This is a genomic window from Stutzerimonas kirkiae (assembly GCF_004327335.1).
Classification (GTDB): domain Bacteria; phylum Pseudomonadota; class Gammaproteobacteria; order Pseudomonadales; family Pseudomonadaceae; genus Stutzerimonas; species Stutzerimonas kirkiae.
In genome coordinates this window covers 14,396-28,279 of sequence record NZ_QJUO01000020.1, presented here as the reverse complement: position 1 = coordinate 28,279, position 13,884 = coordinate 14,396, and the positions used below count along the sequence as shown (strand labels likewise).

The window sequence follows — 13,884 nt, the reverse complement described above, 5'->3', positions numbered from 1 at the left end:
ACACGCCGCCTGCCCCCTGGCGGCGTCGACGGAGGAACGAATGGACATCAAATGTATCGCCGGCTTCGCCACCATCACCCGGGCACCCGCCGAAAGCGCCGCCCTGTACCGGGACACCCTTGGGCTACCACTGCAGCAGCAGGACGATTATCTGTTCATGGACAGATTCCCCGGCGCCAACCACTTCGGTGTCTGGCCGCTGGCGATGGCGGCGCAGACCTGCTTCGGTCAGGAGCAGTGGCCCGGGCACCTGCCCGAGCCGACCTCGACGATCGAGTTCGAGCTGGAAAACCCCGCCGCAGTGGAAACCGCCGTCGAGGAAATGAAGGCAAAGGGCCAGGTGTTCATCCATGAAGCCAGGCTGGAACCCTGGGGCCAGACCACGGCCCGCTTCATCAGCCCGGAGGGCGTGCTGATCGGCCTCAGCCATACGCCCTGGCTGCATGGCTGAAGGGCCTGATTCCTGGGTGTAGGGTCCCGCAAACCGCGTTGCCGCGACCGCGGCGAAACGGCAACGGACCCTGAACCCAGCCTGTCATTTCGAATGACGGCGGCCTTGCGCAAAGCGGTCGTCGAAATATCGATGGAGGAACAGGGCCGTCGCAGCGTATGCCATGCTCACCGGCAAGCGCCTTGTCGTCAGAGGCCCGCGACGTACCCGGCCATTCCACTACCCCATCAGTGTTCGTGACACAACAGCAATCCAACAGATTGCCCACCTCGCATCTTTTCCTGCTCGCACAAATAAATCAACTCATTGTTTTCAATGGATTTTTTCATTGGCACGATGCGTGCTATCCGCTCTCTTCCGGATATATCCATGCGAGTGAACGAATTGTTCATCCGGGAAATCCCGATATTTCCGCAAAGCCTGGGCGTGCATCCCACGCAATGGATTCGGATAAAAAAATTACCTGGAGGACTATCCATGCTGAGCAGCATAAACCGCCGCACGCTTGTCGCCGGCATCGCCGCTTTCGCGACCTTTGCCGCGGTCATCGGCTTCGGCACAACGGCCCTGGCGCAAGGCAAGCCGGTCAAGCAGATTACGCTGGACTACGCCACCTACAACCCTGTTGGACTGGTCCTCAAGGAGAAGGGCTTCCTCGAGGAAGAACTTGCCGCTGACGGCATCTCGGTACGCTGGGTGCAGACACTCGGCTCGAACAAGGCGCTCGAGTTCCTGAATGCCGGATCTATCGATTTCGGCTCGACCTATGCGGCGGCGGCCCTGGTCGGGCGCATCAACGGCAATCCGATCAAATCGGTCTATGTCTATACGCGGCCTACTGGCGTGGCGCTGCTGAAACCGGCGGGCAGCACGCTCGCCAGCGCCGCCGAGCTGAAGGGCAAGCGCGTCGCCGTCACGCGCGGCACCGACCCACATATTTTCCTGATTCGCGCACTGGCCAAGCATGGGCTGAACGAGAAGGACATCCAGTCGGTTCTGCTCCAGCACGGCGATGGCCGCCTGGCGCTGGCACGCGGCGATGTCGATGCCTGGGCGGGGCTGGACCCGCTGACGGCGGCGGCGGAGATCGAGAACGGCGCACAGATCTTCGTCGACGATCCCGAACTCAGTACCTGGGGTTTCCTCAACGTGCGCGAGGCCTTCGCGCAGGAACACCCCGAGTTGGTGAAACGGGTACTGGCTGCCTACGAGCGGGCGCGGCTGTATTCGCTCGAGCATCCCGATGAAGTCGCCACCGCGCTGGTTGCGCTGGCACGCCTGCCGGAAAACATCATCGCCCGCCAGTTGCAGCGCGAGGACCTGAGCCAGAGCCGCATCGGCGCCGCCCAACGCACCTTCGTGCTGGAAGCCGGCCAGTCGCTGCAGGCCGCTGGCGTGGTCGATGCCAAGGTGGACATTGTGGCGGTGGTCGATGAATTGATCGACACGCGTTTCACCAATGACGGCAACTGAGTCGAGGTGGGCAGGATGAGCATCGCCGAAACCAACAAGGCGGATATCGGCACACCCGATGTCGCCATCGCCGAAGAGGGCGCGACGAGGCGGCGCAGCCGCACGTTCCTGCTCGGGCTGATACTGCCGCTCGCGCTGGCCATCGGCTGGGAGTTCGTGGTGCGCGCGGGGTGGGCCGAGGGGCGGCTGATGCCGCCGCCCAGGCGGATTCTCGCCACCCTCGCCGACCTCGCGTCGAGTGGCGAGTTGTGGGGGCATATCGGCTATACATTGTGGCGGGTAGGCACGGGGTTCCTCATCGGCTCCGTGGCGGCCATCGTGATCGGTGCGCTGGCCGGCTACTACGGGCTGGTCCGCGCGCTGATCGACCCCAGCATCCAGGCGCTCAGGGCCATCCCGTCGCTGGCCTGGGTGCCGCTGTTCATTCTCTGGCTGGGCATCTTCGAGGAATCGAAAGTCGCGCTGATCGCCATCGGCGTGTTCTTCCCCGTGTACCTGGGCGTCTCCAGCGCCATCCTCGGGGTGGACCGCAAGATCGTCGAAGTCGGACGTATCTTCCAGCTCAGTGGGCGGAAACTGGTGGCGCGCATCCTGGTGCCGGCGATCCTGCCCAACGTCGTGCTGGCCTTGCGCACGGGGCTGGGCCTGGGCTGGATGTTCGTGGTCGCGGCCGAGATCATGGGGGCCTCGCAGGGCCTCGGCTACCTGCTGGTGGATGGCCAGCAACTGGGCAAACCCGACCAGATCGTCGCGGCCATCATCGTCTTCGCCGTGGTCGGCAAGCTCACCGATGCGCTGATCGTGCTGCTCAGTGCCCCGTTCCTGCGCTGGCAGGACAGTTTTTCCGAAAGGTACTAGAACGATGCTGAACATCGCCCACGTGGACAAGACCTACCGCAACGGCACCGTCGCCTTGCATAACGTCAGCCTCGCAGTGAACGAAGGCGAGATCGTCGCCGTCGTCGGCGGCTCGGGCTGCGGCAAGTCCACGCTGCTGCGGCTGATCTCGGGCCTCGATCAGGTCAGCACGGGAACCATCACCGTAGAGGGGGTGAAGGTCGACCAGCCTTCTGCACTGGTCGGGCTGGTGTTCCAGGAACCCAGACTGCTGTCCTGGCTGACGGTCGCCGAGAACATCGCCTTCGGCATCCGCCATTTACCGAAAGCCGAGCGCGAACAGCGGGTACGCACGTTGCTTGAAGACGTGCGCCTGCCCGAATACGGCGACCGCTGGCCGAAAGAGCTTTCCGGCGGGCAGGCGCAGCGGGTGGCGATTGCCCGGGCGCTGGCGGCGGAACCGGACGTGCTATTGCTCGACGAGCCCTTCTCAGCACTGGATGCTTTCACCCGGGCAGAGCTGCAGGATCATCTCATCTACCTGTGGGAGCGGCATCGCCGCACCTTCCTGATCGTTACCCACGATATAGAAGAGGCGGTGACGCTCGCCGACCGGGTGGTGGTGATGAAGCCCCATCCGGGCCGCATCGAGGCTGAGCTGCCGGTCGACCTGCCCCGGCCGCGCGACCGCAACTCGCCCGACTTCGACGCCTTCGAACGCAAGGTCAGGCTGCTGCTGGATAACACCATTACCCTGCGCCAGGTGTCCTAGGGCAACCGACGGGTAAAGCCGAGAAGGGCGCTGAAGGCCGGACGAGAAGGGCAGCGCCGCATTTCGTCCAGCCTTCAGCGCTCTTTGCGGCTTTATAGTCGTTATTACCCGCAATCGGCGGCCCCATCGTGGGCCGGCGTGCGACATCGGCGTGCACCGCCCCGCAGAGGTGCGGAACCATCGGCATGTACAGAAAAATCGCCTGAAATCATCGACCTAGAACTTTTTATTACAGATATGCGCACGTCATCTTTTAGTGCACGAAAATAAAAGCGCCCAATTAAGGGGCACGAATCCCCCTCGCAGCCCCCCCTGCCTTCTCTACGCCTGAACTGCACGCAAGCCAGGCGCCATCACGCTTGCGTCAGTATTTTCGCAAGGCTGGCACAGCCGTTGCTCTGGCAGGTTCGAACTCTAAATTCAGCAAAGTCTTGCAACAGCTTTGCTGGCGTCCGAACCGGAGAAGTATTCATGCGCGTTTTGAGCCTTACCCTGAGTGCAACCCTGGGCATGCTCGCTGTAGCCCCTGCCTTTGCCGAAGAGCCTTTTGTCCCGGAAAGACTGACTGTCGAGGAAAAGATCAAGCCCGGCCCCAATCTGTTCGTACTCGACTCGAACTGGGCGGGTTCCAGCAACATCAGCGTACTGTCCGCCGACGACCTCTCGACCAAGGGCAACCTCAGCGTCGGCCTGGTCGGGCAAATGGTGCTGTCCAGCGACCAGAAGACCGCCTACACGGCTTCCGCCTATGCCAAGCGCATCGTCTACGGGGAAACCGAGGCGGTATTGCACGAGTTCGACGTGGACACCCTGTCGATCAAGCGCGAAATCGTCGTTTCGCCGAAATTCGCCCAGGTCGCGCCTTCGTTCAACTCGCTGCAGATTTCCGCCGATGACCGTTATGTCTTCGTGCAGAACGCCACTCCGGCGGCTTCCGTCTCGGTGGTAGACCTGAAGGCCGGCAAACAGATCGCCGAAGTCCCCACCCCCGGCTGCTGGGGCCTCTACCCGGCGCTGGAAGGCGCTCGCTTCAGCTCGCTGTGCGGCGACGGCACCATCACCAGCTACAGCGTCAACGAAGACGGTAGCGCCGCCAAGCCGGTGAAGAGCAAGAAGATCTTCGACGTGGACAGCGACCCGCTGTTCCTGCAGGCGCAGCGCGCCGGCAAGGAGCTGCTGTTCACCTCCTACCACGGCAACCTCTACCGCGTCTCCGACAAGGCCGCCGAAGTCAAGCTGGTGGACAAGTTCTCCTACACCGAGGGCGCGGAAGGCTGGGCCCCGGGCGGCTTCCAGTTGATGGCCTACAACAAGGCCAACAACGTGCTGTTCGTCGCCATGCACCCCGACGCCGAGGACGGCAGCCACAAGAATCCCGCCGAGGAAGTCTGGGCGCTCGACCTGAAAGCCAAGAAAGTGCTCTATCGCTCGCCGGTGGAAGGCCCGGTATCGCTGTTCGTCAGCTCCGGCAAGGCGCCTGTGCTGTTCGCCCTGAACGACGAAGAAGGCGAAGTGGTGCGCTACGAAGTCGACCCGGAAGCGAAATTCGCCGCCAAGCCGACCGACAAGGCCGAATCCCTGGGCGATTTCGCCGTCCTGCTGCAATTGGGTGAGTGACATGTTCGGCGACCTGATGAGCATGGCGGCGGCGGCCGGCACCACCTTCCTGGTGTTGCTGTTCCTGCGCGCGGTCTGGCACAAGCTGGCGGACTTCGACCGTTTCACCGGCTTCGTCGCCGACTACAGCCTGCTACCGGCGGGCTGGGTGTACGGCGCGGCCAAGCTACTGGTCGGGTTGGAGCTGGCGAGCATCGCACTGTTGCTGGTACCGCCACTGAACCGCCTGGGCGCCCTGCTGGCGCTGGCGCTGCTGGCCGGCTATGGCCTGGCCATGGGCATCAACCTGTGGCGCGGGCATACCCGCATCGACTGCGGTTGCGGCGGCCCGGCACAGCACCTGTCGCCCGCCCTGCTGCTGCGCAACGCCCTGCTGGCGCTGTTCGCCGTCCCCGTGTTGCTGGTGGGGATAGCCCCCATCACGCCCTTCGCGGCACTGGCGGCCATCGTTGGCGGCACCCTGCTGTGGCTGGTCTACAACGTCGCCGAACAACTGCTGGCCAACGCCGGGCACATCCAACTGGCCCGGCAAAGCCCCGGCAACACCCACTGAACAAATGGAATAAACGATGATGACCCATGCACTCGTATTCGCCGTCGCGGTCCTGACCGTGCTGGTACTCGGGCTGATCGTGGTGGTGTTCGCTCTGGCGCGCCAGATCGGCATTCTCTTCGAACGGGTAACGCCGGTCGGCGCCATGATCAACGACAGCGGCCCGAAGGTCGGCGAAACCAGCCCGGCCTTCACCCTGCAGAGCCTCAACGGCGGCAACGATGTCGCCTTCGGCATGCAGCGCCCACGCAGCACCCTGGTGTTCTTCCTGTCCCCGACCTGCCCGATCTGCAAGAAGCTGCTGCCGACCCTCAAGTCGATCCGCAGCGCCGAAGGCAACTGGCTGGACGTGGTACTGGCCAGCGATGGCGACCCGCTCAAGCACCGCGCCTTCATCGAGCAGGCCGGCCTGGCAGAGTTCCCCTATGTGCTGTCGCAGGAGCTGGGCACCACCTACCGCATCGCCCGCCTGCCCTTCGCGGTGCTGATGGATGCCGATGGCATCGTCCGCGCCAAAGGCCTGATCAATAGCCGGGAGCAGCTGGAAAGCCTGTTCAACGCCACCGAGACGGGGTTCGCCTCGATCCAGGACTACGTGGCCCGCGCAACGCCCGCCTCCCTGAAATCTCACTGAGTAGAGAGAAATCCCATGTTCGATATCTTCAGCAAGCTCCTCAATGCCCTGGACAAGACCGCCGAAACCGGCGCGCGCCAGAGCGCCCGCCGCATCGGCCGCCGCAGCTTCATCGCCAAGACCGGCGTGGTGCTGGCCGGTACCGCACTGATGCCAGTGCTGCCGTTCGACCGTTCGCTGGGCGGTTCGGCCTTCGCTGGCGAGGGCGAGAACGACACCGACTGCGACTACTGGCGCTATTGCGCCCTGGACGGCAACCTGTGCAACACCTCCGGCGGCAGCACCACCTCCTGCCCGCCCGGTTCGGAAGCCTCCAAGGTGGCCTGGGTCGGCACCTGTAGCAACCCCAACGATGGCAAGGACTACCTGGTGTCCTACAACGACTGCTGCGGCAAGGCGACCGTCGCCAACTCGACCTTCTGCTTCCGTAGCGAGGGTGAGCGCCCCGGCTACCGCATGGGCCTGCACAATGACATCAACTGGTGCATGGCCAACAAGAACCTGGGTTACCACTGCACGGTGGCAATGCTGGTGGGGCTGGCGGATGAGTGAAAGACGCATGAACGGGCGGGCGCTGCTGGCAGCGCTCGCCCTCTGCTCGGCCATCCCGGCGTTCGCCGACGATGGCCAGGCGCTATTCGTACAAAACTGCTCCAGTTGCCACGGCGCCGACGCCGAAGGTATCGAAGGCCTGGCACCGCCCCTGCACAACCCGGAGCTATGGCAGGCCCTGGGCGAGAACAGCGCACGTTATATCGCCGGGGTGATGACCGGCGGCCTGAGCGGCACCATCAATGCCAAGGGGCTGGACTACTTCGGCCTGGTGATGCCACCGCAGAGCCATATCGACAGCGCCGACCTGCAACGCATCGCTGGCTATGTCATTTCGCTCAACGAGGCCGCCGCCGCGCCCGACCAGGCGCTGATCGACCAGTTCAAGGCGGCGCCACTGACCCACAAGGCGCTGCGCGATATCCGCAAGGGGAACTGAAATGCTGCGAGCCACGCTAGCGTCAATGACCCTGCTCGGACTGCTGGCGATGAGCGGCGCACAGGCGGATGAACGCTCGCCCAAAGCCAACTACCTGCTGCGCTGCTCCGGTTGCCACGCCCTGGATGGCAGCGGCACCGAAGCCGGCGGCGTCCCGCCGTTCCCCGGCTTCATCAGTACGCTGCTGGACGACCCGCAAGGCCGCCTGTACCTGATGCATGTACCCGGGGTGGTCGCCTCCAGCCTCAGCGACAAGGAAATCGCCGAAGTGATGAACTACGTCGAACAACGCTGGGGCGACCCGCAGTTGCAGGCGAAACTGTTCACCACCGAGGAAGTCAGGCGCCTGCGCGCCACCGAAGTGGCCGACCTGGTGGCCTTCCGCCGGGAAGTGATCCAGCGTCTCGAAGCGGAAGGCAAGCCGGTCGCGCCCTATCCCTGGCCGTAGCAGTCCAGCCATGATCGGCCTGAAATCTCACCTAGGGCCTGGGAGTCCTGTCATTCCCAGGTAGGCTTGTTCTAGAGACCGACGTATCTGTACAAATACCGGGTGGCCGGACGAGACACGCGTGAATACATCCCTGTAGCTCTTCGCCGCCATCCCTGGCGGCGAAGGTCCCGTCCCGCCACCCGGCATCCGTACAGCCACTATTTGGCTGAGCCTGTGGGAAAGAGCTTGCGAAACCGAAAGCCCTACGAAGGGTTCGGTCATGCGCCGACGGCTCTTTCAATAGTCACCACGGTATTTTCCGCTTCGAGCCTGCGGCTTGAGATCCATGGCCTGAAACTGACAAAAATGTAATCTCCCCCTCAGTCCGCTGTCAGGCTGCGACAGCTAGAATCCGGCTTCCTGTCAGACGGATCTAGCCAAATGCGCAGCAAAACCTCCAGACGGACCTTCGTCAAAGGCCTGGCCGCCGGCGGCCTGCTCGGCGGCCTGGGCCTGTGGCGCCCGCCGGTATGGGCGCTGACCAGCCCCGGCCAGCCGACCCAGCTCAGCGGCAACGACTTCGACCTGTGGGTCGGCGAAACATCGGTCAACCTGACCGGCACGCCAGTTACCGCCACCACCCTCAACGGCAGCCTGCCCGGCCCGCTGCTGCGCTGGCGCGAAGGCGACACGGTGACCCTGCGCGTGCACAACCGCCTGGCCGAGGACACCGCCATCCACTGGCACGGCATCCTGCTGCCCTCCAACATGGACGGCGTGCCCGGCTTCAGCTTCGACGGCATCGAACCGGGCGGCACCCATGTCTACCGCTTCAAGCTGCGCCAGAGCGGCACCTACTGGTACCACAGCCATTCCGGCTTCCAGGAACTGACCGGGGTCTACGCACCGCTGATCATCGACCCGCTCGAACCCGAGCCCTTCCGCTATGACCGCGACTACGTGGTGATGCTCAGCGACTGGAGCGACCAGCACCCGGCACGCATCCTCGCCAAGCTGAAGAAGCAGTCGGACTACTACAACCCGGCCCGCCGCACCCTCGGCGACCTCATCGAGGACGCCGGACGCGACGGCCTTGGCGCCACCCTGAAAGACCGCTGGGCCTGGGCGCGGATGCGCATGACGCCCACCGATATCGCCGATGTCGGCGGCGGCGCCTACACCTACCTGCTCAACGGCCAGCCGCCCGGCACCCCCTGGAGCGGCCTGTTCGCCCCCGGCGAACGCATCCGCCTACGCCTGATCAATGCCGCCGGCATGAGCTACTTCGACTTCCGCATCCCCGGCCTGAAGCTGACCGTGGTCGCCGCCGACGGCCAGTACGTCGAGCCAGTGGAAGTCGACGAACTGCGCCTGGGCGTGGCGGAAACCTACGACGTACTGGTCGAGCCCAAGGACCAGGCCGCCTACAGCCTGTTCGCCCAGAGCATGGACCGCAGCGGCTACGCCTGCGGCACCCTGGCCCTGCGCGAAGGCTTGCGGGCGCCGTTGCCGGCCCTGGACCCGCGCCCGCTGCTGGGCATGGCCGATATGGGCCATGGCGGCGAGCACGCCGGGCATGGCACCAGCGGGCATGACCACGCCGCGATGGGACATGCCACTCATGGTTCGGCCAGCCAGTCCCACCCCGACAGCGAACACAACAACAATCCGCTGGTGGACATGCAGACCATGGCGCCGGTCGCCAAGCTCGACGACCCCGGCCTCGGCCTGCGCGACAACGGCCGCCGCGTACTGACCTACGCCGACCTGCGCAGCCGCTTCGCCGACCCGGACGGGCGCCAGCCCGGCCGCACCCTGGAGCTGCACCTGACCGGGCATATGGAGCGCTTCGTCTGGTCGTTCGACGGCATCCCCTTCGCCGACGCCGAACCGATCCGCCTCCAGTACGGCGAGCGGGTGCGCATCGTGCTGGTCAACGACACCATGATGCACCACCCCATCCACCTGCATGGATTGTGGAGCGACCTGGAGGACGAGCACGGCGAGTTCAAGGTGCGCAAGCACACCATCGACATGCCGCCCGGCTCGCGTCGCAGCTTCCGCGTCAGCGCCGACGCCCTGGGGCGCTGGGCCTTCCACTGCCACCTGCTGATGCACATGGACCTCGGCATGTTCCGTGAAGTCCGTGTGGAAGAATAAGGAAACGAGCATGCATCGCCCCACTCACTCATCACTGTCTGGCCTGCCGCTGCTCGGCCTGTTGCTGCTCGGCCCGCTGGGCAGCCTGCCACTGGCCGCCGCCGAAGACCACGCTACCCATGCCGATCACGGCCAGCACGACCATGGCCGCCATGCCACACATGATGAGCATGCGCCACCCTCATCACCCGAACAGGGCCAGCATGGGCACTCCGGCCACAACGCGCACGGCATGCACCCGCCGCAGCCCTCGACCCACGACAGCCATCACCACGAGGAGGCTCCCGTCCCGGCCGTGACCGACGCCGACCGGGCCGCGGCCTTCCCGCAGTTGCGCGAACATTCGATGCATGCCGGCTCGCTCAACTCGCTGCTGCTGGTCGACCAGTTGGAGTGGCAGGACGGCGACGCCGGCAGCACCCTGGCCTGGGACATCGACGGCTGGCTCGGCGGCGACATCGACCGCCTGCGGCTGCGCAGCGAGGGCGAACGCGTCACCGGCAAGACCGACCACGCCGAGCTGCAGGCACTCTGGGGGCATGCCATCGGCCCCTGGTGGGAAAGCGTGCTCGGCTTGCGCCAGGACTTCAAACCCGGCCCGGCCCAGACCTGGGCCGCCCTCGGTATCCAGGGCACACCGCTCTACGGCCTGGAGGCCGAAGCCACCGCCTACCTCGGCGAAGGCGGCCAGAGCGCCCTGCGCCTGGGCGCCGAGTACGACCTGCTGCTGAGCCAGCGGCTGGTCCTGCAACCCAGCGCCGAAGCCAACCTGTATGGCCGCACCGATGAATCGCGTGAGATCGGCGCGGGCTTCAGCGACCTGCAACTCGGCCTGCGCCTGCGCTATGAAATCCGCCGCGAGTTCGCGCCCTATATCGGCGTCGACTGGCAGCGCCACTACGGCAACAGCGCCGACCTGCGCCGCGCCAACGGCGAGGACAGCGAGGAAACCCGCCTGGTGCTCGGTGTACGCTTCTGGTTCTGAAGCGGCGGCCTCGCGCAGGGTGCGCCATGCGCAGCGGGCCGCACAGGTGCCGCGGGCTCTTGCCCGCGCGCAGAACACGCCCCTTGAACTTCTCGCAGCGCCAAACCCTCGTGTCGCTTTTTCTCACCGCTGGTAGCCTGTAGCTCGCCGCTGTCGTTATCCTCCAGTCTCGACCTACCGACGAGACAGCGCGTGACTTCATCCAGCCTGCCCCCCCTCAGCGACCTCGACCGCCTCTGGCTGACCGAAACCATCAGGCTGCGCGAGGAACATGCCGGCCCATTGGACGATGCCGAGGCCTGCCGCCAGGCCCGCGCCCACGCCGATGGGCTGGCAGCACGCATCGAAGCGCGCGCGCTCTGGCTGGCCCGCCGCGACGGCCTGCTGGAGGCCGTGCAGCGCTGGCGCCAGGGTGCCTGGCTGGCGGCCCTGGGCCTGGCCCTGCTGGCGCTGCTCAGCGGTGCCCTGCTGGCCTGGGCGGCCCTCGGCGACGGCCAGCGTCCGGTCAATATCTTCTGGGCACTGGGCAGCCTGCTCGGCCTGCACCTGCTGACGCTGCTCGGCTGGGCACTGGGCCTGCTCTTCAGCCGCAACGGCGGCGGCGCCCTGGGCAACCTGTGGCTCTGGCTCAGCGAAAAGCTGGCCCGCGATGCCCGCGCCCTGCAACTGGCGCCGGCGCTGCTCAGCCTGCTGCAACAGCGCCGCCTCGGGCGCTGGGCGCTGGGCCTCGGCGTGCATGGCCTGTGGTCGCTGGCCATGGCCAGCGCCCTGCTGACCCTGCTGGCCTTGCTCGCCACCCGTCGCTACGGCTTTATCTGGGAAACCACCATCCTCGGCGAACAGGCCTTCGTCGGCCTGACCCAGCTGCTCGGCGCACTACCCGCCCTGCTCGGCCTGCAACTGCCGGACCTGCAGCAGATCCGTGACAGCGGCCTGCCCGGCGGCGATCTCGACAGAGCCCGCCAGGCCTGGGCGCAATGGCTGGTCGGAGTACTGCTGATCTATGGCCTGCTGCCGCGCCTGACGTTGCTGCTGTTCTGCCTGTGGCGCTGGCGGCAGGGCCGTGGCCAGTTGCGCCTGGACCTGCAACTGCCCGGCTACCGCCTGCTGCGCGAACGCCTGCAACCCGCCAGCGAGCGCCTGGGCGTGAGCGACGATGCCCCTGCGGCATTACACGCCCCCCAGGCCGGCATCCTCGGCGCGAGCGGCAGTGGCGCGGTACTGGTGGCCATCGAACTGGACCCGTCGCGCCACTGGCCACCACAACTGGCAAAGGACATCGCCGATGCCGGCATCCTCGATAGCCGCGAACAGCGCCAGCACCTGCTCGACCAATTGACGCGCTTCCCGCCGGAGCGCCTGGCCATCGCCTGCGATCCCTTGCGCTCACCGGACCGTGGCACCCTGGCGCTGCTCGGCGAACTGTCGCGCTGCGCGGGTGCCACGCGGGTCTGGCTGCTGCAGGCGCCGCCCGGCCAGGCCCTCGACAGCCAGCGCCTGGCAGACTGGCACCAGGCGCTGGATGCGCTGCCGTTGCCGCATTCCGATACGGCCCCGCTGCAATGGCTGGAGAGCGGACATGACTGATACGTACAAGCCCCTGAAACTCGCCGTGGTCGGCCATACCAATGTCGGCAAGACCTCGCTGCTGCGCACCCTGACGCGGGATGCCGGCTTTGGCGAGGTGTCCCACCGCCCCAGCACCACCCGTCATGTCGAGGGCGCACGACTATCAGTGGATGGCCAGCCGCTGCTGGAGCTGTACGACACCCCCGGCCTGGAAGACGCCATTGCCCTGCTGGAACTGCTGGAGCGCCTGGAGCGCCCCGGCGAACGTCTCGATGGCCCGGCGCGCACCGCGCGTTTCCTCGATGGTAGCGAAGCACGCCAGCGTTTCGAACAGGAAGCCAAGGTGCTGCGCCAGTTGCTCGCCTGCGATGCCGGCCTCTATGTGATCGACGCCCGCGAACCGGTGCTGGCCAAGTACCGCGACGAACTGCAGGTACTGGCCGGCTGCGGCAAGCCGTTGCTGCCAGTGCTCAACTTCGTCGCGCAGCCTGGCCACCGCGAGGAGGAATGGCGCGAGGCCCTGGCCCGCATCGGCCTGCACGCCCTGGTGCGCTTCGACAGCGTGGCGCCAGCGCTGGACGGCGAACGGCGTCTCTATGAAAGCCTGGCACTGCTGCTGGAGAACGCCCGCCCGCAATTGCAGCGCCTGCTCGACGACCACGAGGCCCAGGCCGCCCTGCGCCGGCAAGAGGGCCAGCGGCTGATCGCGGAACTGCTGGTGGATGTCGCCGCCTGCCGCCGCGGCATCGCCGCCCAACCGCAACTGGAGCGCCATGCCATCGAGGAGCTGCACGAGACCATTCGCCAACGCGAGCAGCGCTGTGTGGAGGCCCTGCTGCGCCTCTATGCCTTCCGCCGGGAGGACGCCGTCGCGGGCGACCTGCCATTGCTCGACGGGCGCTGGGGCGACGACCTGTTCAACCCGGAAACCCTGCGGCAGCTCGGCGTGAAGATCGGCGGCGGCATGGCGGCCGGCGCGGCCACCGGTGCCGGCATCGACCTGCTGGTCGGCGGCCTGACCCTCGGTGCCGCCACCCTGCTCGGCGCCCTCGCCGGCGGCGGCGCACAGACCGCCCGCCACTACGGCAACCGCCTGCTGGGCAAACTCAAGGGCCAGCGCGAACTGACGGTGGACGACGGCATCCTGCGCCTGCTGGCCCTACGCCAACGGCAACTGCTGGACGGCCTGGCGATACGCGGCCATGCCGCGCAACAGGCGATCCACTTGCAGCACCCGCAGGACGACGCCTGGCGCCAGGGCAAGCTGCCTGACGCCCTGGGCCGTGCACGCGCCCATCCGCAGTGGTCCAGCCTCAATCCGGGTAGCCGCCCAGGACAACGGGAACGACAGCAGGCCATCGACGAGTTGAAGTCGCTGCTCGGCCAAAACGCCGCCAGTCGTTGATGCGACG

General features: G+C 66.1%; 14 protein-coding genes. All 14 read left to right on the top strand.

The window, feature by feature from the left end; all coding sequences use genetic code 11:
- Nucleotides 1-40: 40 nt before the first annotated feature.
- Nucleotides 41-451 (top strand): VOC family protein, encoded by a 411-nt coding sequence (locus tag DNJ95_RS12135; protein WP_131184989.1) that lies wholly within the window; start codon nt 41-43, stop codon nt 449-451.
- 477 nt (nt 452-928) lie between these two features.
- The gene (locus tag DNJ95_RS12130) at nt 929-1,924 is read left to right on the top strand and encodes an aliphatic sulfonate ABC transporter substrate-binding protein (RefSeq protein WP_131184988.1); all 996 of its coding nucleotides are present in this window, start codon (nt 929-931) and stop codon (nt 1,922-1,924) included.
- A gap of 15 nt (nt 1,925-1,939) precedes the next feature.
- Nucleotides 1,940-2,782: an ABC transporter permease gene (locus DNJ95_RS12125; protein WP_131184987.1), complete on the top strand. Its 843-nt coding sequence runs from the start codon at nt 1,940-1,942 to the stop codon at nt 2,780-2,782.
- 4 nt (nt 2,783-2,786) lie between these two features.
- Nucleotides 2,787-3,533 (top strand): ABC transporter ATP-binding protein, encoded by a 747-nt coding sequence (locus tag DNJ95_RS12120; protein ID WP_131184986.1) that lies wholly within the window; start codon nt 2,787-2,789, stop codon nt 3,531-3,533.
- 471 nt (nt 3,534-4,004) lie between these two features.
- Nucleotides 4,005-5,150, top strand: a complete 1,146-nt coding sequence (locus tag DNJ95_RS12115) for an amine dehydrogenase large subunit (protein WP_131184985.1) — start codon at nt 4,005-4,007, stop codon at nt 5,148-5,150.
- A 1-nt stretch (nt 5,151) separates the two neighbouring features.
- Entirely contained in the window at nt 5,152-5,703 is a 552-nt protein-coding gene (locus DNJ95_RS12110) for a MauE/DoxX family redox-associated membrane protein (RefSeq protein ID WP_242671970.1), read from the top strand.
- Between the two features lie 19 nt (nt 5,704-5,722).
- On the top strand, nt 5,723-6,337 hold the full coding sequence (gene mauD / locus DNJ95_RS12105; protein ID WP_131184984.1) for a methylamine dehydrogenase accessory protein MauD: 615 nt from the start codon (nt 5,723-5,725) through the stop codon (nt 6,335-6,337).
- A gap of 15 nt (nt 6,338-6,352) precedes the next feature.
- Entirely contained in the window at nt 6,353-6,889 is a 537-nt protein-coding gene (locus tag DNJ95_RS12100; RefSeq protein WP_131184983.1) for a methylamine dehydrogenase light chain, read from the top strand.
- Nucleotides 6,882-7,328 (top strand): c-type cytochrome, encoded by a 447-nt coding sequence (locus tag DNJ95_RS12095; protein ID WP_207388767.1) that lies wholly within the window; start codon nt 6,882-6,884, stop codon nt 7,326-7,328. The genes DNJ95_RS12100 and DNJ95_RS12095 overlap by 8 nt, the downstream gene beginning before the upstream one ends.
- A gap of 25 nt (nt 7,329-7,353) precedes the next feature.
- A complete protein-coding gene (locus tag DNJ95_RS12090) occupies nt 7,354-7,776 on the top strand; it encodes a c-type cytochrome (RefSeq protein WP_131184982.1) in 423 nt (140 codons plus the stop codon).
- A 423-nt stretch (nt 7,777-8,199) separates the two neighbouring features.
- On the top strand, nt 8,200-9,918 hold the full coding sequence (locus tag DNJ95_RS12085) for a copper resistance system multicopper oxidase (RefSeq protein WP_131184981.1): 1,719 nt from the start codon (nt 8,200-8,202) through the stop codon (nt 9,916-9,918).
- A gap of 10 nt (nt 9,919-9,928) precedes the next feature.
- Complete coding sequence (locus DNJ95_RS12080; protein ID WP_131184980.1) at nt 9,929-10,903, top strand: copper resistance protein B; 975 nt, start codon at nt 9,929-9,931, stop codon at nt 10,901-10,903.
- A 192-nt stretch (nt 10,904-11,095) separates the two neighbouring features.
- Nucleotides 11,096-12,490 (top strand): DUF2868 domain-containing protein, encoded by a 1,395-nt coding sequence (locus DNJ95_RS12075; RefSeq protein WP_242671969.1) that lies wholly within the window; start codon nt 11,096-11,098, stop codon nt 12,488-12,490.
- Nucleotides 12,483-13,877, top strand: coding sequence for a GTPase/DUF3482 domain-containing protein (locus DNJ95_RS12070; RefSeq protein WP_131184979.1), 1,395 nt, complete (start codon nt 12,483-12,485; stop codon nt 13,875-13,877). The genes DNJ95_RS12075 and DNJ95_RS12070 overlap by 8 nt, the downstream gene beginning before the upstream one ends.
- The last annotated feature ends 7 nt before the right edge of the window (nt 13,878-13,884 follow it).

What these genes read in the sequence shown, in the direction of transcription:
- DNJ95_RS12090 (WP_131184982.1), top strand. Translation starts at nt 7,354, where the DNA reads ATGACCCTGCTCGGACTGCTGGCGATGAGCGGCGCACAGGCGGATGAA.
- DNJ95_RS12070 (WP_131184979.1), top strand. Translation starts at nt 12,483, where the DNA reads ATGACTGATACGTACAAGCCCCTGAAACTCGCCGTGGTCGGCCATACC.
- DNJ95_RS12100 (WP_131184983.1), top strand. Translation starts at nt 6,353, where the DNA reads ATGTTCGATATCTTCAGCAAGCTCCTCAATGCCCTGGACAAGACCGCC.
- mauD (WP_131184984.1), top strand. Translation starts at nt 5,723, where the DNA reads ATGACCCATGCACTCGTATTCGCCGTCGCGGTCCTGACCGTGCTGGTA.
- DNJ95_RS12130 (WP_131184988.1), top strand. Translation starts at nt 929, where the DNA reads ATGCTGAGCAGCATAAACCGCCGCACGCTTGTCGCCGGCATCGCCGCT.
- DNJ95_RS12085 (WP_131184981.1), top strand. Translation starts at nt 8,200, where the DNA reads ATGCGCAGCAAAACCTCCAGACGGACCTTCGTCAAAGGCCTGGCCGCC.
- DNJ95_RS12135 (WP_131184989.1), top strand. Translation starts at nt 41, where the DNA reads ATGGACATCAAATGTATCGCCGGCTTCGCCACCATCACCCGGGCACCC.
- DNJ95_RS12110 (WP_242671970.1), top strand. Translation starts at nt 5,152, where the DNA reads ATGTTCGGCGACCTGATGAGCATGGCGGCGGCGGCCGGCACCACCTTC.
- DNJ95_RS12115 (WP_131184985.1), top strand. Translation starts at nt 4,005, where the DNA reads ATGCGCGTTTTGAGCCTTACCCTGAGTGCAACCCTGGGCATGCTCGCT.
- DNJ95_RS12125 (WP_131184987.1), top strand. Translation starts at nt 1,940, where the DNA reads ATGAGCATCGCCGAAACCAACAAGGCGGATATCGGCACACCCGATGTC.
- DNJ95_RS12095 (WP_207388767.1), top strand. Translation starts at nt 6,882, where the DNA reads ATGAGTGAAAGACGCATGAACGGGCGGGCGCTGCTGGCAGCGCTCGCC.
- DNJ95_RS12080 (WP_131184980.1), top strand. Translation starts at nt 9,929, where the DNA reads ATGCATCGCCCCACTCACTCATCACTGTCTGGCCTGCCGCTGCTCGGC.
- DNJ95_RS12120 (WP_131184986.1), top strand. Translation starts at nt 2,787, where the DNA reads ATGCTGAACATCGCCCACGTGGACAAGACCTACCGCAACGGCACCGTC.